Annotated in this window: 29 protein-coding genes; 10 read left to right on the top strand and 19 right to left on the bottom strand. The window is 69.9% G+C overall.

Features of this window, described 5'->3' with window-relative positions; translation table 11 throughout:
• Positions 1–52: 52 nt before the first annotated feature.
• Positions 53–517 carry a nucleoside deaminase gene (locus Q8S38_RS02330; protein WP_305678799.1) on the top strand — a complete coding sequence of 155 codons (465 nt, stop codon included), beginning with the start codon at positions 53–55 and terminating at the stop codon, positions 515–517.
• A gap of 40 nt (positions 518–557) precedes the next feature.
• On the opposite strand, the gene Q8S38_RS02335 is transcribed toward Q8S38_RS02330, so the two are convergent.
• Complete coding sequence (locus tag Q8S38_RS02335) at positions 558–959, bottom strand: hypothetical protein (RefSeq protein WP_305678800.1); 402 nt, start codon at positions 957–959, stop codon at positions 558–560.
• A gap of 420 nt (positions 960–1,379) precedes the next feature.
• Between Q8S38_RS02335 and Q8S38_RS02340 the strand changes: the two genes are divergently transcribed.
• Positions 1,380–1,799: a peptidoglycan L,D-endopeptidase MepK gene (locus tag Q8S38_RS02340; protein ID WP_305678801.1), complete on the top strand. Its 420-nt coding sequence runs from the start codon at positions 1,380–1,382 to the stop codon at positions 1,797–1,799.
• 24 nt (positions 1,800–1,823) lie between these two features.
• Here Q8S38_RS02340 and Q8S38_RS02345 read toward each other — a convergent pair whose 3' ends face one another.
• Positions 1,824–2,567 (bottom strand): sulfite exporter TauE/SafE family protein, encoded by a 744-nt coding sequence (locus Q8S38_RS02345; protein ID WP_305678802.1) that lies wholly within the window; start codon positions 2,565–2,567, stop codon positions 1,824–1,826.
• A gap of 105 nt (positions 2,568–2,672) precedes the next feature.
• On the opposite strand from Q8S38_RS02345, the gene Q8S38_RS02350 reads away from it, so the two are divergent.
• Positions 2,673–3,416, top strand: a complete 744-nt coding sequence (locus tag Q8S38_RS02350; RefSeq protein ID WP_305678803.1) for an ArsR/SmtB family transcription factor — start codon at positions 2,673–2,675, stop codon at positions 3,414–3,416.
• Positions 3,417–3,432: 16 nt separating this feature from the next.
• On the opposite strand, the gene Q8S38_RS02355 is transcribed toward Q8S38_RS02350, so the two are convergent.
• The 6 genes from Q8S38_RS02355 to purD form a co-directional block, all read right to left on the bottom strand.
• Positions 3,433–6,654 carry an autotransporter outer membrane beta-barrel domain-containing protein gene (locus tag Q8S38_RS02355; RefSeq protein WP_305678804.1) on the bottom strand — a complete coding sequence of 1,074 codons (3,222 nt, stop codon included), beginning with the start codon at positions 6,652–6,654 and terminating at the stop codon, positions 3,433–3,435.
• A 161-nt stretch (positions 6,655–6,815) separates the two neighbouring features.
• Positions 6,816–7,724: a patatin-like phospholipase family protein gene (locus tag Q8S38_RS02360; protein WP_305678805.1), complete on the bottom strand. Its 909-nt coding sequence runs from the start codon at positions 7,722–7,724 to the stop codon at positions 6,816–6,818.
• 27 nt (positions 7,725–7,751) lie between these two features.
• A complete protein-coding gene (locus Q8S38_RS02365; RefSeq protein WP_305678806.1) occupies positions 7,752–8,666 on the bottom strand; it encodes an alpha/beta fold hydrolase in 915 nt (304 codons plus the stop codon).
• Complete coding sequence (locus Q8S38_RS02370; RefSeq protein WP_305678807.1) at positions 8,663–9,085, bottom strand: type II toxin-antitoxin system VapC family toxin; 423 nt, start codon at positions 9,083–9,085, stop codon at positions 8,663–8,665. Before Q8S38_RS02370 ends, Q8S38_RS02365 begins: the two co-directional genes overlap by 4 nt.
• Positions 9,082–9,345, bottom strand: coding sequence for a type II toxin-antitoxin system VapB family antitoxin (locus tag Q8S38_RS02375; protein ID WP_305678808.1), 264 nt, complete (start codon positions 9,343–9,345; stop codon positions 9,082–9,084). Before Q8S38_RS02375 ends, Q8S38_RS02370 begins: the two co-directional genes overlap by 4 nt.
• Before the next feature lie 59 nt (positions 9,346–9,404).
• Positions 9,405–10,685 carry a phosphoribosylamine--glycine ligase gene (purD, locus tag Q8S38_RS02380; protein ID WP_305678809.1) on the bottom strand — a complete coding sequence of 427 codons (1,281 nt, stop codon included), beginning with the start codon at positions 10,683–10,685 and terminating at the stop codon, positions 9,405–9,407.
• Between the two features lie 224 nt (positions 10,686–10,909).
• On the opposite strand from purD, the gene xseA reads away from it, so the two are divergent.
• Entirely contained in the window at positions 10,910–12,499 is a 1,590-nt protein-coding gene (gene xseA, locus Q8S38_RS02385; protein WP_371125815.1) for an exodeoxyribonuclease VII large subunit, read from the top strand.
• A 9-nt stretch (positions 12,500–12,508) separates the two neighbouring features.
• Here xseA and Q8S38_RS02390 read toward each other — a convergent pair whose 3' ends face one another.
• The gene (locus tag Q8S38_RS02390; RefSeq protein ID WP_305678912.1) at positions 12,509–13,351 is read right to left on the bottom strand and encodes a dienelactone hydrolase family protein; all 843 of its coding nucleotides are present in this window, start codon (positions 13,349–13,351) and stop codon (positions 12,509–12,511) included.
• Positions 13,352–13,443: 92 nt separating this feature from the next.
• Between Q8S38_RS02390 and Q8S38_RS02395 the strand changes: the two genes are divergently transcribed.
• Positions 13,444–13,665, top strand: a complete 222-nt coding sequence (locus Q8S38_RS02395; RefSeq protein ID WP_305678811.1) for a DUF2093 domain-containing protein — start codon at positions 13,444–13,446, stop codon at positions 13,663–13,665.
• On the opposite strand, the gene lpxK is transcribed toward Q8S38_RS02395, so the two are convergent.
• The 5 genes from lpxK to Q8S38_RS02420 all read right to left on the bottom strand — a co-directional run bounded on the left by lpxK (position 13,636) and on the right by Q8S38_RS02420 (position 17,913).
• Positions 13,636–14,661, bottom strand: a complete 1,026-nt coding sequence (lpxK, locus tag Q8S38_RS02400; protein WP_305678812.1) for a tetraacyldisaccharide 4'-kinase — start codon at positions 14,659–14,661, stop codon at positions 13,636–13,638. The genes Q8S38_RS02395 and lpxK overlap by 30 nt on opposite strands.
• The gene (locus tag Q8S38_RS02405; protein WP_305678813.1) at positions 14,661–15,965 is read right to left on the bottom strand and encodes a 3-deoxy-D-manno-octulosonic acid transferase; all 1,305 of its coding nucleotides are present in this window, start codon (positions 15,963–15,965) and stop codon (positions 14,661–14,663) included. Before Q8S38_RS02405 ends, lpxK begins: the two co-directional genes overlap by 1 nt.
• On the bottom strand, positions 15,962–16,702 hold the full coding sequence (locus tag Q8S38_RS02410; RefSeq protein WP_305678814.1) for a lysophospholipid acyltransferase family protein: 741 nt from the start codon (positions 16,700–16,702) through the stop codon (positions 15,962–15,964). The genes Q8S38_RS02405 and Q8S38_RS02410 overlap by 4 nt, the downstream gene beginning before the upstream one ends.
• A 19-nt stretch (positions 16,703–16,721) precedes the next feature.
• Positions 16,722–16,955, bottom strand: coding sequence for a DUF4170 domain-containing protein (locus tag Q8S38_RS02415; protein WP_305678815.1), 234 nt, complete (start codon positions 16,953–16,955; stop codon positions 16,722–16,724).
• A gap of 130 nt (positions 16,956–17,085) precedes the next feature.
• Positions 17,086–17,913, bottom strand: a complete 828-nt coding sequence (locus Q8S38_RS02420; RefSeq protein WP_305678816.1) for a 3'(2'),5'-bisphosphate nucleotidase CysQ — start codon at positions 17,911–17,913, stop codon at positions 17,086–17,088.
• A 288-nt stretch (positions 17,914–18,201) separates the two neighbouring features.
• On the opposite strand from Q8S38_RS02420, the gene Q8S38_RS02425 reads away from it, so the two are divergent.
• Positions 18,202–18,684 (top strand): DUF6101 family protein, encoded by a 483-nt coding sequence (locus Q8S38_RS02425; RefSeq protein WP_305678817.1) that lies wholly within the window; start codon positions 18,202–18,204, stop codon positions 18,682–18,684.
• Between the two features lie 10 nt (positions 18,685–18,694).
• On the opposite strand, the gene ubiA is transcribed toward Q8S38_RS02425, so the two are convergent.
• Together ubiA and Q8S38_RS02435 are read right to left on the bottom strand one after the other, a co-directional pair.
• Positions 18,695–19,663 carry a 4-hydroxybenzoate octaprenyltransferase gene (gene ubiA, locus Q8S38_RS02430; RefSeq protein ID WP_305678818.1) on the bottom strand — a complete coding sequence of 323 codons (969 nt, stop codon included), beginning with the start codon at positions 19,661–19,663 and terminating at the stop codon, positions 18,695–18,697.
• Between the two features lie 18 nt (positions 19,664–19,681).
• Complete coding sequence (locus Q8S38_RS02435; protein ID WP_305678819.1) at positions 19,682–20,131, bottom strand: hypothetical protein; 450 nt, start codon at positions 20,129–20,131, stop codon at positions 19,682–19,684.
• A 280-nt stretch (positions 20,132–20,411) separates the two neighbouring features.
• Between Q8S38_RS02435 and Q8S38_RS02440 the strand changes: the two genes are divergently transcribed.
• The 3 genes from Q8S38_RS02440 (at position 20,412) to Q8S38_RS02450 (ending at position 23,012) form a co-directional block, all read left to right on the top strand.
• Complete coding sequence (locus Q8S38_RS02440; protein ID WP_305678820.1) at positions 20,412–21,158, top strand: 16S rRNA (uracil(1498)-N(3))-methyltransferase; 747 nt, start codon at positions 20,412–20,414, stop codon at positions 21,156–21,158.
• A gap of 201 nt (positions 21,159–21,359) precedes the next feature.
• Positions 21,360–22,757: a glutamate--cysteine ligase gene (locus Q8S38_RS02445; RefSeq protein WP_305678821.1), complete on the top strand. Its 1,398-nt coding sequence runs from the start codon at positions 21,360–21,362 to the stop codon at positions 22,755–22,757.
• A 78-nt stretch (positions 22,758–22,835) separates the two neighbouring features.
• Positions 22,836–23,012, top strand: coding sequence for a Flp family type IVb pilin (locus Q8S38_RS02450; protein ID WP_305678822.1), 177 nt, complete (start codon positions 22,836–22,838; stop codon positions 23,010–23,012).
• Positions 23,013–23,030: 18 nt separating this feature from the next.
• On the opposite strand, the gene Q8S38_RS02455 is transcribed toward Q8S38_RS02450, so the two are convergent.
• Complete coding sequence (locus Q8S38_RS02455) at positions 23,031–23,912, bottom strand: LysR substrate-binding domain-containing protein (RefSeq protein ID WP_305678823.1); 882 nt, start codon at positions 23,910–23,912, stop codon at positions 23,031–23,033.
• Between the two features lie 180 nt (positions 23,913–24,092).
• Here Q8S38_RS02455 and Q8S38_RS02460 point away from each other — a divergent pair, with 180 nt between their 5' ends.
• A complete protein-coding gene (locus Q8S38_RS02460) occupies positions 24,093–24,515 on the top strand; it encodes a DUF1127 domain-containing protein (protein WP_305678824.1) in 423 nt (140 codons plus the stop codon).
• A 68-nt stretch (positions 24,516–24,583) separates the two neighbouring features.
• On the opposite strand, the gene Q8S38_RS02465 is transcribed toward Q8S38_RS02460, so the two are convergent.
• Positions 24,584–25,489: a DUF937 domain-containing protein gene (locus Q8S38_RS02465; protein WP_305678825.1), complete on the bottom strand. Its 906-nt coding sequence runs from the start codon at positions 25,487–25,489 to the stop codon at positions 24,584–24,586.
• A 121-nt stretch (positions 25,490–25,610) separates the two neighbouring features.
• The gene (locus Q8S38_RS02470) at positions 25,611–26,969 is read right to left on the bottom strand and encodes an MATE family efflux transporter (RefSeq protein ID WP_305678826.1); all 1,359 of its coding nucleotides are present in this window, start codon (positions 26,967–26,969) and stop codon (positions 25,611–25,613) included.
• Between the last annotated feature and the right edge of the window lie 18 nt (positions 26,970–26,987).

The raw sequence follows: 26,987 nt of genomic DNA on the forward strand, positions 1-26,987 counted from the left end.
GGCGCTTGTAGCAGAGCGACCCTGCGCCTGCGAGCGCCAAAACGGAGGTTCCATGCCGCAATCGCGCCCTGTCCCGGCGCCCGACCCCATGGCGCTCGCCTTCGACGAGGCGCGTGCTGCGGCCGCGCGCGGCGAGGTGCCGGTCGGCGCGGTCGTCAGCCGCGACGGCGTCGTGCTGGCGCGCGCCGGCAACCGCACGCTGGAATGGAAGGACCCGACCGCCCATGCCGAGATGCTGGCACTGCGGCTCGCCTGCGAGACGGTCGGCTCCGAGCGTTTGATCGGCTGCGACCTGCACGTCACGCTCGAACCCTGCCCGATGTGCGCGGCGGCGATCTCCTTTGCGCGCATCCGCCGGCTCTATTTCGGCGCGGGTGATCCCAAGGGCGGCGCGGTCGAGAACGGCGTCCGGCTCTACGCCAGCCCGACCTGCCACCATCAGCCGGAGGTCTATGGTGGCCTGCGCGAGAGCGAGGCGGCCGAATTGCTGCGCAGCTTCTTCAGGGGCCGGCGCTGAGGCGGGTCAACCCGCGAGCATCCGCTCCGATCCGGCGGGCTCAGCCGCCGGTGGCCACCATCGAAGCGGTGCCGTGCGAACCGAGGCCGTGACCGTCCGTGCGTGGGCTGGCGGCTTCGCGCGCCATCGGGTGGTCAGGCAGAGCCCCCTCCATGACGAGGGCCAGCGCATCGATCGCGGCCAGGGCATCGCGCCGGGCCTGCTCGATCTCGCCGATCTGCGCCTGGGCGTAGAGCGCGCGTGCGAATGCGGCGATCTGCGTGACGCAGCAGAAGATCGCATCCTCGACCGGTGGCGAGAGGACAAGGAAGCGCAGCACGCGTTCGAGATGGGTTTCGGCCGCGGCGCCGAGCGTCTTGGCGTTCAGGGCGCCGGCGCGAAAGACCGCGCTGCGCAGCGTCTCGATTTCCGATGTCAGATAGTTCTGCACCTCGTCGGCCATGCGCGCCTCCGCGACGGAAGATCGGAACGTCCGAGCCTTACCATGCGGCAGAATGGCTGGCGCGGCCGGCGCGCGAGACCGGTTAGCCGCTGGTCAACGCAATGCCGTCAAATCGCCCCGTCTTGCGGCGAGGCTTGATCCCGGCACCGAGCCGATGGCGGCGCGCCGCCGATGACGAGACGTCTCGTGAAGCGCCCTCGCAAGCGAGCGTAAATCCATCGTGCCGATCGGTCGTTCCGAAGCGTTGTTGGTCTCCGTTCGATCGGTCGGCGAGTCTGTCTGGCAACAGCACCAGATGATCGATTTCGCCAGTGCCTTGTTTTTGCCTCGGCATCGATTTATCAGGATCGCCGAACCGCTCAGCCAGACCATGTGATGGTGGCTTGAGCCTTCCATTCCCCCTATCATGTCAGGTTAGTAATGCGTTGTATTGTTGCGGCCGTGATCTTCACGGTCTCTGTGCCTGTGCTTGCGCAGGCCGAGCCCGTGATCCAGCAGGTATCCTTCCAGCCCCAGGTGAAAAGTCTTCGCTGTCTCAAGCCGGAAGCGGTCGCGATGATCAGGGAACTGGTCGAGAAGATCGGCGCGATCGAGATCACCTCGACCTGCGGCGGCCGCCACGCCCGCAACTCGCAGCACTACCGTGGCAAGGCGATCGATTTCCGCCCGCTGGCGACCACGCCGCGCAAGGCGGCCGCCATCGCCAAGACGCTCGACAATGTCGGCGGCGTCGGCTCCTACTCCAACGGCCTCGTGCATGTCGATGTCGGCGACCGGCAACTGGCCTGGTACGGCATCAAGCGGGCCAGCCGCCGCTACGCCTACAATGCGCGCCGCTGAGGTGTCGTGTCCCGCTGCGGAGCGTCAGCCGGCTGCCCGCAGCACGAGGTAGCTCCCCAGCGCCAGAAGCCCTGCGAAGAAGCAGAGCTTGAAGGTTTTCGCCGAGATGCGGCTGCGGATCATCGTCCCGGCCGCCATCCCGGCGAGGGCCGGCAGCAGCGCCAGAGCCGAGTGCCACGCCACCTGCAGGTCGAGCGCGCCCGCCCCGACCAGCCCGATGGACAAGGCCAGCGTCGAGACGAGGAAGGACAGGCCGAGCGCCTGCACCAGTTCGTCCTTGTCGAGGCCCAGCGCCTGCAGATAGGGCACGGCCGGCAGGACGAAGACGCCGGTCGCCGCGGTCGCGACGCCAGTGGCGACACCGATGAGCGGCGAAAGCCAGCCCTCGGCCCGGGCCGGCACGCGCAGCTTGGCCGCCTTCAGGCCGACCAGCGCATAGATCACCAGCGCGACGCCGAGCCACAGCGTCGCCGCACCGCCCTTCTGCTGCTCCAGCAGGCCTGCACCCGCCCAGGTGCCAACGCCGATTCCCGCCAGCATCGGCCACAGGCGCAGCAGGGTCGTCCTCAGCGCGGGGCCCCTGGCCACCTGCCAGCCATTGGTGACGATGTTCGGCACGGCCAGCAGCGCCGCCGCCTGCGCCGGCGCCATGATCACGCCGAGAACACCGATCGCGATGGTCGGCAGGCCGAGCCCGATGACGCCCTTGACGAAGCCCGCGAGCAGGAAGGTCGCCGCGATGAAGAGGATGAGGCTGAGATCGGTCATGAGCCGGTTGTGCCATTGCCGACGCGCCCTGTCGCGAGGCGACGCTACGGTGAGCCACGTAGCGTTCCCGCTTGCGGGCGTGACCCAGCAGAGCATCATGTCGCGATGAGCACGAACGGCCCCTATCTCGCCGAGATCGCCCATCTGATGGGTGACCCCGCCCGCGCCAACATGCTGCACGCGCTGATGGATGGCCGCGCCCTGACGGCCAAGGAACTGGCCTTCCTCGCCGGCGTCGCCCCCCAGACAGCGAGCGGCCATCTCGGCAAGCTGATGCAGGGCGGCCTGCTCGCCGTGACCGTCCAGGGGCGCCATCGCTATCACCGGCTCGCCGGTCCCGAGGTCGCCCAGGCGCTCGAAGGGCTGATGGTGCTGGCTGGCGCCGGCACAGGCGGGCGTCGCCTGCCGGCGCGCGTCGGCGCAGAGCTGAGCCAGGCGCGCACCTGCTACGACCATTTCGCCGGCCGACTCGGCACCGCCATCCACGACGCGCTCGTAGCGGGCGGGCATCTCGCGGTCGCCGAGGGCGGCTATGGCCTGACGGCTTCGGGCGAGGCCGTCTTCGCCGCGCTCGGGGTCGCCCGGCCGGACAAGCCGCCGCGCCGCGCGCTCCTGCGCCCCTGCCTCGATTGGAGCGAGCGCAGGCCGCATCTGGCGGGGCATCTCGCTGCCGCGCTGGCCTGCCGCTGCTTCGAGACCGATTGGGTCCTGCGCCGCAAGGACAGCCGCGCGGTGACGCTGACGCAGGCAGGCCGGGCGGCGCTCGCTTCGGCGCTGCCGGGCTTCGTCTGCGACGCGCCGGAGCCCACCGAAGCGCCGGTAGGATGCGTACCCGAGGCGGTCGCCTGACGCCGGTCCGGCGCGCTCAGAAGCTGACGCGCAGCTGGGCCGTGCCGCCGACGCGCCGTGTCTGAGCCGACAGTTCGCTGTCGAGGCGGACCCCGAGCGAGACGCGCTCGCTCAGCCTGGCGTCGAGGCCTGCGGCCAGAAGCGCGCCGTTGCGATCGGGTCGCGCGCCCGCGATCGCGAAGCTCGCGCCGGTTAGGCCCTGCAGGCTGGCGGTCAGGCCGGCGTCGCGCTGGAAGTAGTGCGCCCAGGCCGCCCTGGCGAAGCCTGTGAGCGGCACCCCTGCGAGAACCATCTGCGTATCGATTTGCAGGCCGAGTTCCGAGCGGCTGGTCAGATCGTTGCGCTTGGCGACGGCGAGCGCGCCGGCCGCGCCGCCGGCCGCTGCCTGCTCGATGAAGGCCGGGCTGCGCAGATGCACGGCCTGCACCGCGGCGAGCGGCGAGACCGAGACGCCGTTCCAGTCCAGCATCCGCGCACTGGCCTGCAGCCGGCCGCTCCAGGCGGTGCTGACATAGCCCGAGGTCAGCACGCTGCCGAGAGCCGGGATCGAGCGGGTGGCGTCGTTGTCGAGCCGCGCATACCCGGCGGCTGCGGCGAGATCGATCGGGCCGAGCCGCGTCACGCCGTAGAGTCCGGCCTGGAAAACGTCGCTCTCGACCTTGCCAAGACCGTGCGCCAGCGAGGACCGCGCGTGGCCACCGGACACGGCGAGGCCCGCGATCGTGCCCGGCGCGATCGAAAGATCGATGCCGACCGACAGATGCGCGTCCGCGAGATCGCGGGCCGCCGAGCCGGTGCGAGCGATCCCGTCATGGCGCCCCAATGAGCCGGAGGTCGCGCCCCAGAGCGCGTAGCGCGGCGCATCCAGAAAGGCAGGGCGGGTCGATCGGTCCGAGCCCTTGCTGTCCATGGCGGAGAATGCGGCCGTCCCGGGCCCGGGAAGGCCGCTGGCCGACAGGCGCCCCTGCAGGCTGGTATCGAGCATCGAGCCGAGGAACTGGCCGGCGGCGGAGGTCGCGATGACCGGTGCCGCAGTATGGGCCTCGCCCGAAAGCTGGTTGACCGCCGCCGGGATCGCTGCGGCCGGCAGGTTGTAGATGCCAAAAAGCGACGAGACGTTCGCGCCGCCGGCGACCGCGCGGTCGAGCGCGGAGGCGACGGCATAGGCGTTGGACGGTGCACCGACGCCCAGGGTCCGGGGCGCCGACCCCGCGGGTTGCGAAACGGGGCCGGGCATCGGATCGCTCATGATCGGCGCGAGCGGCTTGGGCGTCAGCGTCAATTGCACCGTCTGGCCGGTGTAGCTGACGGTGCTGGCGACGCCGTCGCCGAACGAGCCTGTGGTATCGACGGTCGCAAACGTGCCGCTGCGACCGCCCGCGGCCGAGAGCAGCGTGTAGGCGCTGTTGAAGCTGTAGCTGCCGCCGAGAGGCACCAGGCGCAGTGTGCCGTTGAGCGTCGCGGTGCCGGTGACCTCGACCCGGTCCGCGACGGGCCCCTGTACCTCGGCGATGTAGAGCGAGCCGGCGTTGAGGACGAGGTTGCCGGCGACCGTCAGCGTGCCCGGCGAGTTGCCCGGCGAAATCGTGCCCGACACCGTTGTCGAGGGCAGCGTCCCGGAGCCGCCCACCGTGGCGCCGGCAGCGACCGTCACGCCCGAGGAGGAGGTGATGGAGCCGTTGACCACGAGTGTACCGGTCGTGATGACCGTCGGCCCCGTATAGGAACTCGTGCCGGCGATCGTCGTCGTGCCGCTGAAATTCTGGTTGATGCCGCCGGCGCCCGAGATCGTCCCGGCGAAGCTGGCGGCGCTGTTGTCCCAGGTCGTCAGCGTCTGGCCGCCCGCGATGGTGACGAGGGCCCCCGTCACGCCCGAAAGAGAGCCGATCGTCTCGCTCTGCGCGATGGCCAGCGTCGCCCCGCTGTCGATGGAGACGCTGGAACTGTCGCCGATGGCGTTACCGCCCGTCGCCGTCAGCGTGCCGGCCCTGACGAAGATCGGCCCGGTCGCCGTATTGACTCCCGACAGCGTCAGGTTGCCGGCGCCCTCCTTGGTCAGGCTGCCGCTGCCGCTGATCGCTCCCGAGAACGTGCCCGCCGTCGTCTGGTTGAAGACGACCGCCGCGTTGTTCGCCAGCGCACCGCGGATGCTGGCGGTCGTTCCGGTCAGCGTACCGGCCGAGACCGTCGTGCCGCCGGCATAGGTGTTGGCACCCGTCAAAGTGAGATTGCCGCTGCCCGTCTTGGCAACCGCGCCCGCACCCGTGATCGCGTTGGAGACGGTGACATCGGACGGCTGGGCGAAGGTCAGCGAGCCGGCCGCGATCGCGATGTTGCCGATCAGGCCCGACGTGGGGTTGCTCAGCGTCAGCGTGTTGGCACCGCCGGTGAAGCGCAGCGCATCGAGGCTGCCGCTGCCGGTGCCGGCTGCGATCGTGCCGGAATTGACGATGGTGAGGTTCTGCCCGCTGATGCCAACGCCCGCCGCTCCTTGCGGGCCGTTCCCGGTTCCCCCGTCGCCCCCCTGGATCGTCCCGCTGTTCGTGATCGTCGCGCCGGTCGTCGTGTTGACGACGATGCCGGAGCCGCCCGTGCCGCCGGTGCCGTCGTCGAGCGACGGGGAGTAGCCGCCGCCGGCGCCCGTGCCGCCATTGCCGCCACGGCCACCGGTGATCGTGCCGCTGTTGCTGATGGCCGTGCCGTTCAGCACGACGCCGGCACCACCGCCGCCGCCCCCGCCGCCGCCGGTCCAGCTATCGCCGTCGGCGCCGTTGCCGCCATTGCCGCCTCGGCCGCCGGCGATGGCGCTGGTATTGGTCAGGGTCGTCGTGACTGTCGCCCCCCGGCCGCCGCCGCCGCCGCCACCGCCCGCGCCTTGTGCGCCGTCCGACCGGCCGCCGCCGCCGCCGCTGTCGGGGCCGCCGCCGGTTCCGGTGCCCTGGCCGTCGGGGCCTGTGGCGCCGCCCGCCGGGCCGCCGCCGGGTGCTCCACCGCCATTGACGCCGCCTGCGCCGCCCGTGCCGCCGGTAAAGCTGCCATCGCCCGCAAGGCCGCCTGTGCCGCCGACGCCGGGAGTCGAACCCGATGCGTTGCCGCCATTGCCCCCATCGGTGCCGACGAACTGGGCCTGGGCTGGCCCTGTGGTGGCGACGACGAGCGCGGGCAGGCAGGTCCCGGCGGCCAGGAACAGCAGCAACGGAAGCAGGACGGCGGAGGGCGCAGACGGATGGGAGGGCATGTTCGCAAGCGAATCAGGAGGGAACGAGTCCGCACGCTTGCCGTGGACAGCCCGTTGAGGAAATGAAAGATCGTGTCTCGCATCGATCGAGGCATCGATGCGGCAGAAATGGCACGGATGAACCGTGATTACGTAAGGGCAATTAACTTACGGTTCGGAACTTAATTCTGTCGATGAGCGCCGAATGCTGCTTCCAATCTGCGCTTGACCTCGTCTTTCACCGGCTCCGTCGCGTCCAGGATTGCCTTCGCCTTGAAGAAGTCGAGCCCGCCGATGCCGTCGGCTCCGGCGCGGATCAGGATGTCAGGGGGCTGGCGCTCGATCATGCGCTGCACGATCGTCCGCGTCAGGATCTGGCTGACGCCGAGCATGGCCTCCAGCGGGCTTGGAACGCGGGTCTCGCTGACCGTGGCGGGCGCGCTGGTGTCGACCGCCATGACAATACGGCCCGGCGCCATCAGCCGGTCATAGGGCAGCGGGTTGATCGCCCCGCCATCGATCAGCACGCGCCCCTCGATCACCACCGGCCGGATCAAGCCGGGAATGGCGAGCGAGGCCGCGACCGCCGGCGTCAGCGGGCCCCTGCTCAGGGCAACCTCGGCATGGAGATGATAATCGGTCGCCGTCGCCAGGAAGGGCATCTTCAGATTCTCGAAACGGTCCGGCACGGCGTCCGGCCAGAACAGGTCGAGCATCCGCTCGCCATCGATCAGGACGGGGTTGCCGAGCCCGCGCATCAGGTCGGTAAACTTGCCGACGCGGGCATCGAGCAGCCGCGCGATCACCTTGGCCCGGTCGCGGAAGGCCATGGTCACATGCTCGCGCAGCTCGCGGCCCGACAATCCGGCGGCATAGGCGGCGCCGATGATCGCGCCCATCGAGCAGCCGGCGATCAGGCTGGGCCGGACGCCGAGTTCGTCGAGCGCTTCCAGCACCGGGATATGGCTGAGGCCGCGTGCGCCGCCGGCCCCGAGCACGAGGGCGAGTTCGGGCTGGCCGGGCTGCGGCTGCGGCACCACGGCCCCTTCATGCGGCGTGATATCGGGAGGGCGGGGCTGGCGGCGCGGCATCACCCGAATCTGGCCCTTCGCCCTGTTTCAGGCAATGGGTTGCGACAGGAAGGGCGCGAGCGCCGCCAGGGTCGCCTCCGGGTTCTCCTCGGGCAGGAAATGCCCGCTTTCGATCGCCTGTCCTTCCGCCTGGGGCGCGAAGGTCTCGCGCCAGGTCTCGAGCGGGCTCGCGCCCTTCGCCGGGATGCCGGCCTCGCCCCACAGGATCAAGGTCGGGCAGAGGATGCGGGTGCCCGCTGCGAGATCGATCCGGTCATGCTCGACATCGGTGGTCGCGCCGGCGCGATAGTCCTCGCAGGCGGCATGGATCCGGGCGGGGTCATTGAAGGACTCGCCATAGGCCTGCATCGCCAGCGGGTCGAACAGCGCGAGCGATTTCGCCCGCGTCCAGCTCGCGATGGTGTGGTCGAGCCAGCCCAGCGGATCGCCTTTGATCAGGTTCTCGGGCACCGGCTCGGGCTGGGCGAGGAACGTCCAGTGATAGACCTGCATGGCCCGGCCGGCATTCATGCCGTCCCACATCGAGACCGTCGGCAGGATGTCGAGCAGCGCCAGCCTCTCGACGCGGCCGGGGTGGTCCAGCGCCAGGCGGTAGGCGACGCGCGCGCCGCGGTCGTGGCCGACGACGGAAAAGCGCAGATGCCCGAGCGCCTGCATCACCGCGACGATGTCCTCGCCCATGGCGCGCTTGGTGTAGGTCTCGCGTCCACCGTCGCCATGCGGCGCCATCGACCAGCCATAGCCGCGCAGATCCGGGCATACCACGGTATGGGTCCTGGCCAGTTCGGCGGCGATCTTGTGCCATTCGGCATGGGTCTGCGGAAAGCCGTGGATCAGCACGACCGGCGGCCCCTCGCCGCCGACGCGGGCGAAGATCTTGCCGACCGGCCCGCTGATCCAGCGGCCGGTGAAGCCGGGGAAGAGGCTGTCGAGATTGCTCATGGGTGGGCTCCGGTCGCGGCAGCCGAGACGATGTCGGTGTGGATGAAATCGCTCCCCTTGTAGAGCAGCGGTGCATTCAGCGATTTGGCGAGTGCGTAGGAGAAGCAGTCGCCGAGATTGAGCCTCGCCGGGTGGCGGCCCTTGCCGAAGCGCAGGAAGGCTTCGCTGGCCAAAGCCGATTGTTCTGTATCGACAGGCAGCTGTTCGATGGCCAAGGTCTGCAGCGCAGCCGCTAGCCCTGCCACGCTCAGGTTCGCGATCCGCGATGACAGGACCATGAACGTCTCGACGAAGGTTACGCTCGAGCAGTAGCTGATCGGCCTCGCATCGAGGAGATCGGCTAGGACCGAGGCCCCGGCCTCCTCGGTCAGGATCGCGACGATCGCGGAGCTGTCGACGACGAGGGGGCCTTGCGTCACGAAGGCAGGCCGGTCTCGTCGTAGCCGATGATCTCGTCATCCGTCCGCGGATCGTCGATCCGGTTGGCCCGAAACTCGGCAAGGATCGCTTCAAGGCGGGCCCTGTCCACAGAACCGGATCGCCGCTGCTGCGCAGCGGGCAGCCTCGCCAATCGTTCTTCCGCTGCGATCGCGACAGCCTCGGCGATCGTCTCGCCGGTGCGGCTCGCGAGTTCGCGCACGACGCGATCGGCGCGGTCGTTCTTGATCATCAGCACCATGCTCGCCTCCAGTATAGATCGAGCCTCGTACCGTTATATAAGCCGTCGCGCCTTGCTTGTCAGCCTTCGCGCTCGCGCTTGACCGCCTGCCAGCCGATGTCGCGGCGGCAGAAGCCCTCGGGCCAGTCGATCGCGTCGACGCCGCGATAGGCGCGCGCCTGCGCCTCGCTCACCGTCTTGCCCAGCCCCACGACATTGAGCACGCGCCCGCCGCTGGCGACGATGTCGGTCGCGGTCTGCTTCGTGCCGGCATGGAAGACGAGCACATCATCGAGTGCCGCCGCCTTGTCGATGTCCTTGATGACGCTCCCGGTCTCCGGCTTGGCCGGATAGCCACGCGCGGCCAGCACCACCGTCAGCGCGGCCTCGTCCGACCAGCGCAGTGTGATGTTGTCGAGCACGCCGTCGCAGGCGGCGAGCAACGCCGGCACGATGTCGCTCTTCAGCCGCGGCATCAGCACCTCGCATTCGGGATCGCCGAAGCGGACATTGTATTCGATCAGCTTGGGGCCCTGCGCGGTGATCATCAGCCCGGCATAGAGAATCCCCTGAAAGGGCGAGCCCCGCTTGGTCATGCCCGCGAGCGTGGGCATGATGATCTCCGCCATGACCTGGGCTTCGAGAGCCTTTGTCATCACCGGAGCGGGCGAATAGGCGCCCATGCCGCCGGTATTGGGGCCGGTGTCGCCGTCGCCGACGCGCTTATGGTCCTGCGCCGAGGCCAGCGGCAGGGCATGTGTCCCGTCGCAGAGCGCGAAGAAGCTCGCCTCCTCGCCGATCATCCACTCCTCGATGACGACCTCGGCACCGGCGGCGCCGAGCCCGCCGGAGAACATCATCTCGATGGCCTCATTGGCCTCATCGAGCGTCTCCGCCATCACCACGCCCTTGCCGGCGGCGAGGCCATCGGCCTTGATCACGATCGGCGCGCCCTGGGACGCGACATAGGCCTTGGCAGACGCCGCATCGGCAAAGCGTCCGAAGCCGGCGGTCGGAATGCCGAACTCGGCGCAGAGCTCCTTGGTGAAGGCCTTCGAGCCTTCGAGCTGGGCTGCCGCCTTCGAAGGACCGAACACCTTGAGGCCGGCCGCCACGAGATCGTCGGCAAGGCCGGCGACCAGCGGCCCCTCGGGTCCGACGACGACCAGCCCGATGCCCTGCAGCTTGCAGAAGGACGCAACCGCGCCATGGTCGGCGATGTCGAGCACGACATTCTCGCCGCATTGCGCCGTGCCGGGGTTGCCCGGCGCGATGAAGAGCCGGTCGCAGAGCGGCGAGGCCGAGATGGCCCAGGCCAGCGCATGCTCGCGGCCGCCCGAACCGATCAGAAGAATCTTCATCGTCGTCTCCTTGGACACCCGTCCACCCTCGTCATCCCGGGCGAGCGAAGCGAGACCCGGGATCCATTCCGGAACGGGTCAGGCATGGATCCCGGATCTCCGCTGCGCTGCGTCCGGGATGACCCGTAGGGCGACGCTCGCCGCGATGCTGGGGCGGCAATAGCCGCCGCGCGGCGCGACGGCAACGCTTCTGCGCCCGCTCCGGTGCCGCTATGGTCGCGGCCATGGACAGCGAATCGCCAAAGCCCGTCGGCAACACCCCTGAATGGTCGGTCTCGGATCTGTCGGGCGCGCTCAAGCGCACGCTGGAGGACGCTTTCGGCTTCGTGCGCGTGCGCGGCGAGATTTCGGGCTATCGCGGCCCGGTCGGCTCGGGCCATGTCTATTTCTCGCTGAAGGACACCAACGCCAAGATCGACGCGGTGATCTGGAAGGGCGTCTTCGGGCGGCTGAAGACGAAGCCGCAGGAAGGCCTGGAGGTCATCGCGACCGGCAAGATCACCACCTTCGCCGGCAAGTCGAGCTACCAGATCATCATCGATTCGATCGAGCCCGCCGGCATCGGCGCGCTGATGGCGCTGCTCGAGGAGCGCCGCAAGCGGCTGGCCGCCGAGGGGCTGTTTGCGGAGGAGCGCAAGCAGCTCATCCCCTATCTGCCCCGCGTCATCGGCGTCGTCACCTCGCCGACCGGCGCCGTCATCCGCGATATCCTGCACCGGCTGGAGGATCGCTTTCCCCGCCATGTCCTGGTCTGGCCGGTGCGGGTGCAGGGCGAGACCAGCGCGGCCGAGGTCGCCGCCGCCATCGCCGGCTTCAACGCCCTGCCGGAAGGTGGGCGCATCCCACGGCCGGACGTCATCATCGTCGCCCGCGGCGGCGGCTCGCTCGAAGACCTGATGGGCTTCAACGAGGAGATCGTGGTGCGCGCCACAGCCGCCTCGCTGATCCCGCTGGTCTCCGCCGTCGGCCACGAGACCGACGTCACCCTGATCGACCATGCCGCCGATCTGCGCGCACCCACGCCGACGGGTGCGGCCGAAAAGGTCGTGCCGGTGCGCGCCGAGCTGATGAGCCTCGTCGCCGATCTTTCGCGCCGCCAGGCCGGAGCGATGCGCCGCCTGTCCGACCGCAGGCGCAGCGATCTGCGCGCGCTCGCCCGCGCCTTGCCGGGGCCGGAAGCCGTGCTGTCGGGTCCGCGCCAGCGGCTCGACCTTGCCGCGACACGGCTCGCGCCGGCCCTGGCGCGCAATGCCCGCGTGCATGAGCAGCAACTGGCGCTGGCGTCGCAGCGGCTCGCCCGCCAGTCGCCTCTGGCGCGGCTCGCGGGCTTCTCGGCCCGGCTCGACGGCCTGTCGAAGCGCCTCCTGGCCGGGCGGGACGCTCTCCTGCGGGCGCAGAGGGAGCGGGTCGGTCGCGCCTTCGAGCGCGTCGCCGATCTCGATCAGCGTGCAGCCCGCGCCCTGGCGCGCAGTGTCGCGCAGCGCGGTGAGCGCTTGCCCGCTATCGAGGCGAGGCTGGCGCGCGCCTTCGCCCAGCTCGTCGCGCGTCGGCGCGATCGTCTGCGGTCATCGACCTCCCTGCTGGCCTCGCTCGGGCCAGAGGCGGTCCTGGCGCGTGGCTATGCGCTGGTTCGCGATGACGCTGGCATGCTCGTGCGCGAGATCGGTCAGGCGCGGCCCGGTCAGGCTCTCAGCGTGCAGGTCGGCGACGGACGCTTCGGGGTCGTGGTGGCGGGTTCGGGAGAGGGGCCGCCGCGATCGTCGCGACCGCCGCGGCGGAACATGCCCAAGGCCGGTCAGGGCGACCTGTTCTGAACGGGGGCTTCAGAGCCCCTTCAGAAACGCCTTGACCCGCGCGATCGCATCCTCGCGCGCGGCCGGATTGGTGCCGACGGTGGCCTTGCCGGTTCCGGTCGCGGAATAGGCGATGTCGCTGCGCTCCTTCACCTCGCGGCGCGGATGGTCGAAATCATGCAGGGCGCCGGGATAGATCACCAGGTCGATCGCCTCGCCACGCGTCCGGGCGGCCTTGGTGAGGAAATCGCAGGGCGCTGCGGGGGTCCAGTCGTCGAGATCCCCGATCAGCATCAGCAATGGCAGGCGGGCGGCGAAACTGCCCGATTCCAGCTGTCCGCGGCAGCCCGGATAGAAGGCGATCGCGCGCGCGAAATCGGGCCGTTCGTCGGCAGGCCGCCGGTCCTTGCGAATGGCGGCCAGAACTGTCGAGCCGCCGCCAGACCAGCCGAGCAGGGCGATCCGGTCGGGACGGATATCGCCGCGGGTCTGCAGCCAATGGCGCGCGGCCGCCGCATCGGCGACGCGCTCGCGGCTCGGCCGGACCGTCAGTTCCTTCACGCCGCATTGCGAGCCGAGTTTGCGTGAGCCGAAGCTGTCGGGCATCAGCACGAGGAAACCGTCCTCTGCCAGGCGTTCGCCCCAGTCGGAGTGCCGCAGCGAGAGCCTGCCATTGTCGCGCCACAGCCCGCCGCAGCCATGCAGCGCGACGACCGCGCGAAACGGGCCCGGACCCTTGGGGCGATAGAGCACGGCATCGAGATCGCCGTCATAGCTCGGCAGGCGCACGCGCTCGTAGCCGCCGGCCAGGGCAGCATGCGTCAGAAGCGCCAGCCCCGTCAGGACCAGGGCGAAGCGTGCGAGGGTTGGCATCACGAAGCTGGACATCGTCGGCAGGAGCGCTATCACGAAGCGCCGATTATCGCGACAAACCTCTCATCGATCAACGTTTTAGATATATCATCATGAACATCAGCGAACGCCCCCCGGTGCCGGGGCCGGAAGCCGCGCTCGACTACGGCCATGGCGAGTTCCGCGTCGTGCGCCCCGGCGCCTTCGTGCGCTGCGCCGTCACCGGCGCGCCGATCCGGATCGAGGATCTGCGCTACTGGTCGGTCGATTGGCAGGAGGCCTATGCCTCGCCCGAGGCCGTCCAGCTAAGGCTGCGCCGGGCCGGCCGCGCCTGAGCCGCCGGGCATCGCGGCTGCGACCAGCGCGCCGATCCGGTCGCGCTCTTCGAAGACGAGCCTCACCGGCACGGGCACGAGCCGGCTGCGCTCGGCATCGGGCCAAAGCGGCGACAGCTTGACCATGTCCTTTTCCGTGGTCGCGACCAGGCTGTCATAGAGCTGCGCCTCCGCCACGATCGCCAGCACATCGTCTCGGGTGTAGGCATGGTGATCGCCGAAGATGCGCTCCGCCACGATCCGCGCCCCGGTCTCGCGCAGGGTCGCGGCAAATTTCTCCGGCCGGCCGATCCCGGAAACGGCCAGGACCGCCTGGTCTGTCAGGCGAGACACCGCGTCGGGCGCGGTTTCGAGCCTGGCCTGCACGGTCGCGATGCCGCGCGCCTGCGCCTGAGCCGCCACCGCTGCGCCCGCCGCGCCTCCCCCGATCACGAGCACGGCATCGGTTGCGCCCAACTGCCCGTCGAGCGGTGCGCGCAGCGGGCCCGCCGGCAGGCAGTGGCCATTCCCGACGCCCGACGCCCCATCGACGACGGCGATCCGCAGCCGCTTGGCGAGCGCCGGGTTCTGCAGCCCGTCATCCATCACGATCACGCGCGCGCCGAGCGCCTTGGCCAAGGCGGCGCCGGCGCGCCGGTCGCGCGCCACCACCGTCCGCACATGTCGCGCCATCAGCAGCGGCTCGTCGCCGACAGCGTGCGCGGCGTGATGGGAGGCGTGAACTTCGACCGGCCCGCGCAGCGTGCCGCCATAGCCGCGCATCAGCACGAAGGGGTTGTCGCCGCGGCGGGCCAGAAGCTCGGCCAGCGCGATCGCGGTCGGCGTCTTGCCGGCCCCGCCCGCGACGAAATTGCCGACGCAGATCACCGGGATGCCGGGGTCGTTGCCCGCGGCCTGCATCCGCCGCAGCGTGATCGCGCCATAGAGCCAGCCGAGCGGCGCCAGAAGCCAGGCGAGCGCGCCGGCAGGCCGCCACCAGAAGGCGGGTGCGCGCATCAGGCGGCGCCGTCGCGCTGACCCAGCGCGATCCGCATCAGCAGTGGCTCCAGCGCCTGGATCGTCCGGTTCAGCGCCCCGCCGAGCTCGGCGCTGGTCTGGGCGGCGGCGCGGGCGGCCTGCCGGGCGCTGGCCGGGTCGCTGAGCCAGCGGTGCACGGCGCCCGCCAGCCCCTGCGCATCGGCGACCTCGCGCGCACCGCCATCCTTGTCGAAGGCGGCGAAGATCTCGGCATTGTTGTGAACGAAGGGGCCGTGCAGCAGCGCGCAGCCGAGCTTGGCGGGCTCGATCGGGTTGTGCCCTCCGATCATCGGCACCAGCGAGCCGCCGAGATAGGCCACCTGCGACAGCCGGTAGAACAGGCCGAGTTCATTGACCGTGTCGGCGATGTAGAGCTCGATCTCGCGCTCCGGCAGCTGTCCCGTGGCGCGTCGCGCGACAGCGATGCCATTGGCCAGCGCCAGGGCCTCGATTTCGTCGCCGCGCTGCGGATGGCGCGGCGCGATGATCGTCAGCAGCTTCGGCAGATAGGGTTTGATCCCCAGATGCGCGGCGATGACCTGCTCGTCCTCGCCGGGATGCGTGCTGGCTGCGACCCAGACCGGCCGCCCGGTCGTCAGCCCGTCGAGGATCGCCAGCGTGTCGGCATCGGCCGGCGGGGCGGGCACGTCGAATTTCAGGTTGCCGGCGACGCTGACGCGCGGGGCGCCGAGCTGCGCCAGCCGCTCGGCATCGCCCTGCGACTGGGCGAGGCAGGAGTTGAAGCAGGAGAGCAGGAAGCGGGAGGTCCGCGGCGCCTTGTACCAGCGCGCGAAGGAGCGCTCCGACATGCGCGCATTGACCAGCACCAGCGGCACCTCGCGCTTGCGCGCCTCGATCAGCAGATTGGGCCAGATTTCCGACTCGCAGATCAGCCCGAGCGAGGGCCGCCAGTAGTCGAGGAAGCGGCGCATGTAGCGCGGTACGTCGAGCGGCAGATACTGGTGGATCACGCCGGCCGGCAGTCGCGCCGCCAGCAGCTTGGCCGAGGTCACGGTGCCGGAGGTCACCAGCACGGTCAGCCCGCGCTTCTGCAGCCGCGCGACCAGCGGCAGCAGCGTCACCGTCTCGCCGACGCTGGCTCCATGCAGCCAGACGAGCGGCCGGTCGGGCCGTCTGACGCCGGGATAGCCGCGCCGTTCGGCCAGCCGCGTCGGGTCTTCCTTGCCGCGCCGTCGCCGCCAGACGAGGAGCCCCGCGGCAGCCGGCTCGAACAGGCCCGTCAGCAGCCGGTAGCTCGTGAGGATCGGGCCCTTGCCGCTCATGATGGGTTGCCCACAGCGGCGCCCTCGGCCGGCCTCAGGCCCGCGCCGGGGTCCTGCGCGCCGACCAGCGCATATGCGCGCGCATGGACCGCGTCGAGCCCGGCCTGGAGCGCCAGCCGCGCGGCCTCGCAGGTGGCCTCGTCGGCGTCGCGGTCGACCTGGATGGCTTCGCCGACGACGATGGCGCCGCGGCCGAAGGGCAGGCCGATCGAGGCCCGGTCCCAGCTCTTGAAATCGATGCGCCGGCTGGTCACCACCGCGATCGGATGCACCGGCCGGCCCGAGGCCCGCGCCAGCTGGATGATGCCGGGCCCGGCGACGCGGGCCCTCTTGGGGATGTCGGCGGTCAGCACCATGGTCTCACCGGCCTTGAGCCGCTTCATCATGGCGAGGAACGCGCTGGCGCCGCCCTTCTCGCGGATCTTCTTGCCGAGCGCGCCCGAGCCGCGGATCGCGCCGATGCCGAGCTGGCGCAGCGCGACCGCGTTGAAGCCGCCATCGCCATGGCGCGAAACCAGCGAGCAGGCCGGCATCCAGTCGGGCCGCGAGAACGGGATCATGATGTGCTGGCCATGCCACATCGCGATGATCAGCGGCAGCTCCGGCCGGACGCGGTCATAGATATCCGCCGGCTCGACGACGAACCGGTTCGTGCGCTGCACGAGGCGCAGATAGCCGGCCAGTATGCGGCCGAGCGTCTCCTGCGCCACGCGCGTCTTGAGAATCGAAAAACCCATGAAGCTTGCGTCGAAGCCTTCAAGTCTCGGGGTCGAGCAGGCGGTGCAGATGCACGATGAAATAGCGCGTCTGCGCCTGGTCGACCGTCGCCTGGGCCTTCGCCTTCCAGGCGGTATGGGCGCTGGCATAGTTGGGGAACACGCCGACGACGTCGAGCTTGGCGAGATCCTTGAAGGTCACGCCCTCGAGCGAACTCAGCTCGCCGCCGAAGACGAGGTGGAGAAGCTGTTTCTGTTCCGGTTCGGCAACCATCGATCCCTCCAGCACGAATAGGCGCGGTTCGCGAACCGCGCGGCCTCAGTTAAGCTATCCGGGCGTCGGGCGCGAGGGCTCCAGGGCGGGAAGCTGCACCCGATCGGCGATTTCTGAGACGATCGAGGCGTCAGCTGCGCTGCGGCTGCGCATCGCGCAGGCGCTGCATGGCCGAGACCAGCGGCTTCGACAATCCGCCGCCACTCGCCACCAGCAGGCCGTGGACCGGGGTCGCTCGGTTGTAGACCACTGCCTCGCCGGCCGCGCCCGACATCCGGCCGCCGGCCTCCTGCAGGATCAGATCGGCCGCAGCGAGGTCCCAGTCGCGGGAATCCGCCGAGATCAGCCCGGCATCGATCGAGCCGTCGGCGATCCGCGCGAGCCGCAGCGCCAGCGACGGGATCTTGTCGACAGGCTCGAAAGGCTCGATCCGGGCCAGTGCGTCGAGCATTGGCTTGGGGCCTGCGATCCGGGCCACGCCGAGCGTGGTGATTGCGGTGGCCGCGATGTCGCTGCCGTTCTTCTGGGCGCCGCCGCCGCGCAGGGTCGTGTAGGTCGCCTCGCTGGCCGGCGCATGGACCACGCCGAGGATCGGCACGCCCTCGTCGAGCAGCGCCACGCAGACCGCCCAGTCCGGCGAACCGCTCATATAGGCGCGCGTGCCGTCGATCGGATCGACCACCCAGACGAAGCGGCGCGACAGCCGCAAAGCGTCGTCGACCGTCTCCTCCGACAGCCAGGCCGCCTCCGGCAGCAGCACCGACAGCCGGATGCGCAGGAAGGTGTCGACGCCAATATCGGCTTCCGTCACGGGCGAGCCGCCGCTCTTCGACCAGGTCCGCGCCGCCGTCTTGGCGCCGGGCCGGAACAGGTCGGTGGCGATCGCGCCAGCCTCCAGGCAGCTCTCGCGGACCGCCCTGAGCAGATCCGGTGCGATGGGTAGCGGGGGCGTGCTCATGGGCTGTCCGTACGAATGGCGCTGCTGCGCTTCAAGCCGAAAATGCGCCCGCGCACCGAAAGATTCCGTCAATCATCATGCATGAAACAGGCCATCGGGGCGCTCGGAACGCCCGAAACACGGTCCCTTAACCCAACCGCTTAAGCGCTCGGAGAGAGCTGCGACGCAATCTCGACCTGCAAGCACGAGAGCCCCGCATTCGCACAGAGGGCTCCGCTGCGGCAGGGATTACAGAGAGGCGTTGAACCCATGGCCAGAGTCACCACGGCCGCCGGGGAGCTCGGTTTCATGCCGAGTCTCCCCGGCTGCGCGATCGATCCGACGATCGTTTCCAGCAACCCGATGCCGGCGCAGCCACAGGCGCCGCGCATCGAGCGTCTCGGCTCGGTCCGCATCCTGCGCGCCGGCGCCGGCTGGCGTGGCGTTTCGCTGCGGTTGGCCAATGCCACGGGCGACGACCAACTGTTCCAGCTCGCTTTGACGGCGGGCGACGGCCGCTCGGTCACGATCGCGACGGTCGACCAGGACGACGCCGTGGCGCTCTGGCGCGATTGCGGCCGGGCGAGCGGCATGCCGCTGCTGCTCGAAACCAGCGATGGCGAGATCTCCGAGCCCTTTCCGCAGATCGGCCCGCTTGCGCTGGGGCCGATCCGGGTCCGGCGCCGCCATGCCTTCCTGAACGGCCGCCGCCCGCGCTTCCTGGTGCGGCGCAAGACCGGCAAGCTCGCCGAGCGGCCGGTCCTGGTCGGCGGCGACAGGCTGACGGACTGAGGGGCGCCCTTCAGAATGCGGATCGGGCGAACGCATCCAGCGCGAAGCCCGCCGCCAGCAGCAAGCCCGCATGCCAGTTCGAGCGGAAGAGCGAGAGCGCGACCTGCGCGCTCGCGCCCTTGAGCTTCGAGACCTGCCAGCCGAGATGGCCCGCAAAAGCGGCCAGACCCGCATAGGCGAGCGGCCCGCCGCCGGCGCTCCAGGTCGCGAGCCCCGCCAGCACCACCGCCAGCGCGAAGCACAGCGCGATTGCCTCCCGTCCATGCGCGCCGAAATAGCGCGCGCTCGACTTGATGCCGGCGATGACGTCGTCCTCGATGTCCTGCATCGCGTAGATCGTGTCGTAGCCGACCGTCCAGACGACCGCCGCGGCGTAGATCAGATAGGCTGGCGCATCGAGCCGCCCGAACACCGCGCTCCAGCCGAGCAGCCCGCCCCAGGAGAAGGCCAGCCCCAGCACGAACTGGGGCATGTTCGTGATCCGCTTCATGAACGGGTAGACCGCCACGATCGCCAGCGACGCGATGCCGGCGGCGATGGTGAAGGCATTGAACTGCAGCAGCACCACGAAGCCGACGAGCGAGAGCCCGACCATGAACAGCGCCGCCGCCTTCGTCGTGATCTGGCCCGAGGGCAGGGGGCGGCCGCGCGTGCGCGCCACCTGCGCGTCGAGCTTGCGGTCGATGATGTCGTTGAAGGTGCAGCCGGCGCCCCGCATCACGACCGCGCCGATCAGGAAGAGCAGGACATGCCACGGGTTCGGGTAAGGCTGCCCGGCGGCGATCGCCGCCAGCCCCGCCGCCCACCAGCATGGCAGCAGCAGGAGTTGCCAACCGATCGGGCGTTCGATTCGGGCCAGCTTCAGAAATGGACGAAACCGCCGCGGCGCGCGCGTATCGACCCAATGGCCCGTGAGGGCGTCGGGCAGGGGAGCGTCGGCGACCGGCACGTCAGGAATGGGCTTCCCAGGCGCCGGCATGGCTGTCCCGTGTCGAGGTCAGAGCGCGCCCTGGGGGATGCGCATGCCGCCCCCGGTGATCGCATCGCCGCCGCTGAACGGATTGCCGCGGCCCTGCGCCTGTTGCTGGGCCCGCCGCATCATCTCGGCCTGCTGCTTCACGGCGTTGCAGGCCTGAGTGCGGACAGCGGCCGCCTTCTGGTTGTCCGCCTTCATGCCATCGATGAAGGAGGGCGGAATCTGGCACCAGTCCTGGTTGTCCGTGGCGAATTTGACGGTGGCCGTGCCGTTGTTGACCAGCCGGCCCATCGTGCTGCAGGCCTGCTGCGGCGTCAGCTTGCGCTTCGACTTTTGCGCGGCGTTGAGCGAAGCGACCAGCGACTGCCGCTCCTGGAGCAGCGACTGGATCTTCTCGCAGCCCGAGGCCTGCGCGCGCGCGGGAGCGGCGTCGATGAAAGCGGCCGTTGCGAGACCGATCGTCGCAAACACTCCGGATGCCAACCTGCGCCGCATTGTGATTCCGCTCCGAACTCTCTGCGCGGGCGCCATGCCCCTCGCGATTTCCTTAACAGCAAGGCCGTGATAGCGCCAAGAACCTTTGCAGGTCCACACCGACCATTGCAGATACCCTCGTCGCGTTCACGTGGCAGACAAGCTGAAGATTGCCAGATAGGCCCCGATTGTGGCGGTTTTCGCGCCATGGGCCGGGCGCTGCCGTCGCAGGGGCGCGAGATGGCCTGCCGGGCGGCCGAAAGGAACCAGTCTACCCATGTCGATTCCAGATTTTGCCCGCTATCGTCTCTGCCTCGACCATGACCTCGCGGCGGATGTCAGGCTGCCGCTGGAGCGCGATCAGGCGAACTATCTGATCAGCGTGCTGCGGATGAAGCAGGACGACACGGTCCTGGTCTTCAACGGGCGCGACGGCGAATGGCTCGCGGCGATCACGGTCGAGGGCCGCAAGCAGGCGAGCCTGACGCTGCTGAGGCCGACGCGCGCCCAGCCCCCCGCGCCCGATCTGCACTACCTCTTCGCGCCGCTGAAACAGGCCCGGCTTGACTACATCGCCCAGAAGGCGGTCGAGATGGGGGCGGGCGTCATCCAGCCCGTCCTGACCCGACGGACCCAGGTGGCGCGGCTGAAGTTCGACCGCATGCGGGCCAACGCGATCGAGGCCGCCGAGCAGTGCGGGATCCTGTCCTTGCCGGAGATCCGGGCCGAGCAATCGCTCGACGCCGCCCTCGAAGCGCTCGATCCCGGCCGGATTCTGGTGTTCTGCGACGAGGCGATGGCGCAGGAGAGCCCGGTCGCGGCACTGTCGCGCGTCGCGCCGGGGCCGCTGGCCGTGCTGATCGGCCCCGAAGGCGGCTTCGATGCGGCCGAACGCGCCAGGATCCTGGCCAGGCCGGCGACGCTGCCGATCTCGCTGGGGCCGCGCATCCTGCGCGCCGATACGGCCGCCGTCGCCGCGCTGGCGCTGGTCCAGGCCGTGCTGGGCGACTGGCCGCGGGGCTGATCGCGTGCTTGTCGGCGCGGGGCGCCCCGTCCCAGCCCCGCGCGGCCTGCATGGCGGTTGCGGCGCCCGTCTTCCAACGCGTAGCGGAGGTCGTTGTCGCGCGTTCGCTCCTCGCCTATGTCTGGCGCTCCTGGAGCCTGATCCCCCCTGCCGTCGGCGCGGGCGGACGCCCGGCTGCCTTGTTGTTCTGCCGGAGCGCCCATGGCTCGCGATGTGTCCGATTCGACCCCGATCGTTTCCAAGGACGAACTGATGTCCTGGATGGCCGCCGGCGAAAAGCCGTCCTCGGCCTTCCGGCTCGGCACCGAGCACGAGAAATTCCCGTTCTACACCGACGATCTCTCGCCCGTTCCCTATGAGGGACGAGCGGCGGCCGAAGGGCGCCCGGCCGCGGGCGGCATCCGTCATCTCCTCGAAGGCATGCAGGCCAAGCTCGGCTGGGAGCCGATCGTCGATGCAGGCCACATCATCGGGCTGGCCGGTCCCGATGGCGGCGGCGCGATCTCGCTGGAGCCCGGCGGCCAGTTCGAGCTTTCGGGTGCCCCGGTCGAGACATTGCACCAGACGGCGGCCGAGCTCGCCGGGCATCTGGCGGATGTGAAGGCGGTCGCGCAGCCCCACGGCATCGGCTTCGTCTCGCTCGGCCATTCGCCGCTCTGGACCCGCGCCCAGACGCCGATGATGCCCAAGAGCCGCTACAAGATCATGGCGAACTACATGCCGAAGGTCGGCACGCGCGGCCTCGACATGATGTTTCGCACCTGCACCGTGCAGGTGAACCTCGATTTCGCCACCGAGGCCGACATGGTCAAGAAACTCAGGGTGTCGCTGGCCCTGCAGCCGCTGGCCACGGCGCTGTTCGCCGCCTCGCCCTTCAGCGAGGGCAGGCTCAATGGCCTCCAGTCGATGCGCTCGGAGATCTGGCGCGACACCGACAAGGCCCGCTCGGGCATGCTCGCCTTCGCTTTCGACGCGGCCATGTCCTACGAAGCCTATGTCGACTGGGCGCTGGACGTGCCGATGTATTTCGTCAAGCGCGGCGACACCTATCATGACGTCGCCGGCGCCTCCTTCCGCGATCTCCTGGCGGGAAAACTTCCGCAACTCCCGGGTGAGACGGCGACGATTTCCGACTGGGCAAACCATCTCGGCACCCTGTTCCCCGAGGTCCGGCTCAAGCGCTTCCTCGAGATGCGCGGCGCCGATGCCGGCTCGCCGGAGATGCTGAACGCGCTGCCCGCCTTCTGGGTCGGCCTGCTTTACGACCAGGCGGCGCTCGATGCCGCCTGGGATCTGGTCAAGGGCTGGAGCGAGGACGAGCGCCAGGCGCTGCGCGACGCCGTTCCGTCGGCGGGACTCGCGGCGTCTGTCGCCGGCCGCACGCTGCGCGACTTGGCGCGCGAGGTGCTCGCCTTGTCGCGTGCCGGCCTGGTGCGCCGCGCCCGCCGCAGCGAGGCCGGCGCCGACGAAGCCGGTTTCCTCGACCCGCTCGACGCCATCGTCGCTGCGGATCGCACGGTGGCGCAGGACCTCGCCGCACGGTACGGGGACGCCTGGGGCTCGCGCATCGAGCCGCTCTTTACCGAGCTGAAACTATAGGAGGCGGCGAGGCGGTTCGCTTCGCATTGTCGCGCCGGCATTAACCGTACGTCAGTCTTCCCCGGTCAAAATGGCGACATGCGAACTGTGTCTGGCAAATGGCTCGATTTTCTCCGCGACGAGAGCGGCGCGACCGCCATCGAGTATGGCCTGGTGGCCGTTCTGATCTCGACGACGATCATTATCTGGGCCGCGCAGATCGGCGACTCGGTCAAGGCGTTCTTCATAGCGGCCGCCACCGGCATCAAATCCTGAGCCGGTCGGCCGGCGCCGCTACTCAGCAGCGGTCTTGAAACTCGCCAGATTGTCCAGGCTCTGGATGATGTGCTCGGCCAGCGCGTTCGACAGCACCGAGGGGTCGAAACGCGTCCGCAGGAGCCCGATCTTGCATGAGGGCAGCGCCGCATAGCCCTCCGACGGCCCCAGGATCCGCATGCCGGGCCGCACCGCGCTCTCCGGCAGCACCGACACTGCCAGCCCCGCGACGACGGCGGCGCCGACCGCGGTCGAGTTCCAGCTCGCATAGAGCACGCGGAAACGCCGCCCCTTGCTCTCCAGTGAATCGACGGCCGCCTGGCGCCAGTTGCAGTTCGGTCGCCCCAGCGCCAGCGGCAGCGGGTCTTCCTCATGCACGGCATGGCGCGCCGAGGTCACCCAGAGCAGGGGCTCGATGCGGATGATCTCGCCCTGGCCGCGGCTCTCGACATGGGTGACGATCGCCAGGTCGATGTCGCCGGTGGCGATCCGCTCGGCCAGCATCGGTGTCGGCTCGCAGACGACCGTGACCTCCGCGCGCGGGTTGGAGCGCGCGAAGCGCGCCAGGATCTCGGGCAGGTAGCGATCGGCATAGTCGTCGGGCACGCCGAGCCGGATGCGCCCCTTGAGGTCGGCATCGGTGAAGCTCGCGACGCATTCGAGGTTCAGCCGCACGATCCGCCGGGCATAGTCGAGCAGCCGCTCGCCATCCTCGGTCAGCTTGGCGTGACGTCCGTCACGGCCGAAGAGCGGCCGGCCGACGCGCTCTTCCAGCCGCTTCATCTGCATCGAGACCGCCGACTGCGTCTTGAAGACGATCTCCGCCGCGCGGGTGAAGGAGCCGGTGTCGGCGATGGCCACGAAGGTCTTGAGCTGGTCGGCATCGAGCACATGAGCCATCGGGACCCCCGGCAATCGGTTCATCAATATCCGTGTTGTCCGGCATCATAAGCATTCGTTTGGCTGATGGCTAGGACAAAGCTATCGTCACGCCAGTTCTTGGTCTCTGCCAGCGGCGCGTCCGGGCGGGGGCGAGGAATGCCTGTCGCTGTCGATCCAAAGGAGGCCGTCATGCTGCTCATGACCATCGCCACGAAGTTGCTCTCGTCCGTTTCGGCCGGTGCCACGCGCGTTGTCACCCTCGCGATCAAGCCGGCGGCGTTCCTCGTGAAAGCGCTCATCCATCGCCGAGAGGTGATGCGCCTGGGCGAGCTCGACGAGCGGGGCTTGAAGGATATCGGCCTCGTCCGCTCCGATCTCGACGGCGCGCTCGCGGTGTCCTGGCTGTCGGACCCCTCCGTCATCCTGGCCGAGCGGTCCAGTGCGCGCTCGGGCGCCGCGTCCCTGCGTCGGCAGGTCGCGCTTCAGCAGATCGCGTTGCGGGAGGCCCCCGCGACAAAGGCGGCGAGCGCCGCGGCCCAGCCCGGCGAGGCTGGCCGCATGCCCGCCCGGCCCGCGGTCTCGCAGGCTCTCGAGGTTAATCCGGTTGCGTGCAGTGCCTGACCCCTTGGGGCTGCGCGTTCCTGCGGGCGGGGGCTTCGTGCCTCCGCCCTTTTTTATGCCGTCCGCCGTCAGCGCTTCTGTCCGCCGAACATCGTGTCGAAGATCGACTTCATCGCCTGCTGATGGCTGTCCTGGACCTGGCGGCCGGTCTCGAACATCTGGTTGAGCGCGTCGAGGCCGATCGCGCCTGGCCCGGCCTCGGCCGGGGCGGGTGCGTCTTCGGCCTCGCGCTCCGGGGTGCGGCGCGGGGAAGGGGCGGCGCGCGGCGCCGGTTCGGGCTGCGGTTGCGCGCCGCCCAGCATCCCGGTCAGGATCTGGCCGAACATCCCGCCCATCTGGTCCATGCCCATCTGCCCGCCCGGCATCTGGCCGCCGCCGAAGGGGCCGCCGCCCTGCGTCTGGCCGCCGCTCGGCGCCTGTCCATTGCCGAACATGCTGCCGAGGATCGCCTCGAGCGGGTTGGCGGGGCTTTGCGGCTGCGGCGCCGGCTGCATCCCCGGCATCTGGCCGCGCATCATCTCGGAGAATTGTCCGAGAATGCCGCCGAGACCGTTGCTCTGCATCGATTTGGTCAGGCCGCCCATCACCATCGCGGCGATGACCGGCAGCATCTGCTTCAGCACCGCCTGGGCGACGCCGCTGGTGGCCGCCGCCTGCGCGGCCACCGCATTGCTGACCTCCTTCGAGCCGAAGAGCTGGCTGAGGACATCGGTGCCGGCGCTGCGGGCATTGTCGGGGATGCCGTCGCCATTGGCGTCGAAGATGCGGCCGAAGGGCGAGGCCGTCATCATCTGCGCCAGCGAGCCGAAGGCGTAAGGGTCCTGCGTCTGGCGCTGCAGCCCCATCGAAAAGGCCGGCAGCAGCGCCTCGATCGCGGCCTGCGTCTGCTGTGCATTGAGGCCGTATTGCCGCGACAGGTTCTGCATGGCCTGGCCGTTCTGGGCCTGCTGCATCATCTCGAACAGGTTCATCATGGCTTGGCCTTGGGCTGCTGCGCGGTCTCTCGCCGCCTGAGCGGCAAACGATAGCAGTGTCGGGGGGCGAGGCAAGGCGCAGCCTGCGCGCCGCGAGCCGGCGCAAGCGGTGCGTATGGCCTCAGCCGGTCGCCCTGGCCTCGCGTTCCAGCCGGGCGATGCCGCGATAGGCGAAGACCAGCGCCAGCACGCCGAAGGCGACGGCGCCGAGCGCCGAGCCGACCAGCGCGCCCTTGGGCCCGCCATACTGCGCGCCGAGCCAGGCCAGCGGCATCGTGCCGAGCGTGGCGCGCCCCCAGCTGAACAGCGTCGACAGCAGCGGCATGCCGAGATTGTTGAAGGCGGCGTTGGCGACGAAGAGCAGCCCGACGAAGAGCCACATCGGCCCGGCGACGAGGCAGAAGAACATCAACAGCTCGCCCGTCAGCCCGGTGGCGCCGAAGGCGCTCGCGATCGGCCCTCGCGCCAGCGCCAGGATCACCCCCGAGACGATGACGCAGCCGATCGCGAACTGGGCCGAGGCCGTCAGCCCGCCGCGCATCCGGTCGAAACGTCCCGCGCCCCAGTTCTGCGCCAGGATCGGCCCGACGGCGCCGGTCAGCGCAAACAGCACCCCGAAGGCGACCGGCACGAGCCGGTCCATGATGGCGAGCGCGGCCATGGCGCCATCGCCGAAGCGGGCGAAGATGCCGGCGAAGACGGCGTTGGCGATCGGGTTGGAGAGGTTGGTCAGGATGGCCGGTCCCGCGATGGCGAGCGTGGCGCCCCCGTCCCGGCGCAGGGCGGCCAGGCTCGGCCGGGCGACCATGTCGTGGACGCGAATGGCCCCATACAGCCCGGTCGCGACGATGATGACGCGCGACATCACGATCGCCCAGGCCGCGCCGTCGGGCCCCAACCCGAAGCCGAAGATCAGCAGCGGATCGAGCCCGGCCGTCGCGATGCCGCCGCCCAGCGTCACGAACATCGCCCGGCGCGCATCGCCGACGGCCCGCAGCACGCTCGACAGCCCCATGCCGACCGCCATCAGGACATTGGAGGGCAGCACGATCCAGAGGAAGGAGAGCGCCACCGCATAGGCTTCGCCCCGGGCGCCGAGCAGGCGCAGGAGCCAGGGCAGGCAGGGCAGGGCGACGACCGTCAGCACGAGCGCCGCCAGCGCCATCAGCGTCAGCGTCGAGGCGGCGAGCCGCCGCGCCCCGGCGCGGTCCCCGGAGCCGAGCGCCCGCGCGGTGAGCGCCGCGACTGCGATCATCAGCCCGATATTGATGGAGATCATCAGGTAGAGCACAATCGTCGCGAAGCCGACGCCGGCCGTCGCTTCCGGCCGGCCGAGCCAGGACACGTAGAGCAGCGACAAAAGATCGACGACGAAGATCGCCATCAGGCCGATCGCGCCTGTCCCGGTCATCACCGCGACATGCCCCATCAGCGAGCCGCTGACGAACAGGGCGGTGCTGGCGCCGGCCTTCGCGCTCAAGCGGGGCTCCCGTCGCGC

Source organism: Allobosea sp., assembly GCF_030695125.1.
Lineage (GTDB): Bacteria > Pseudomonadota > Alphaproteobacteria > Rhizobiales > Beijerinckiaceae > Allobosea.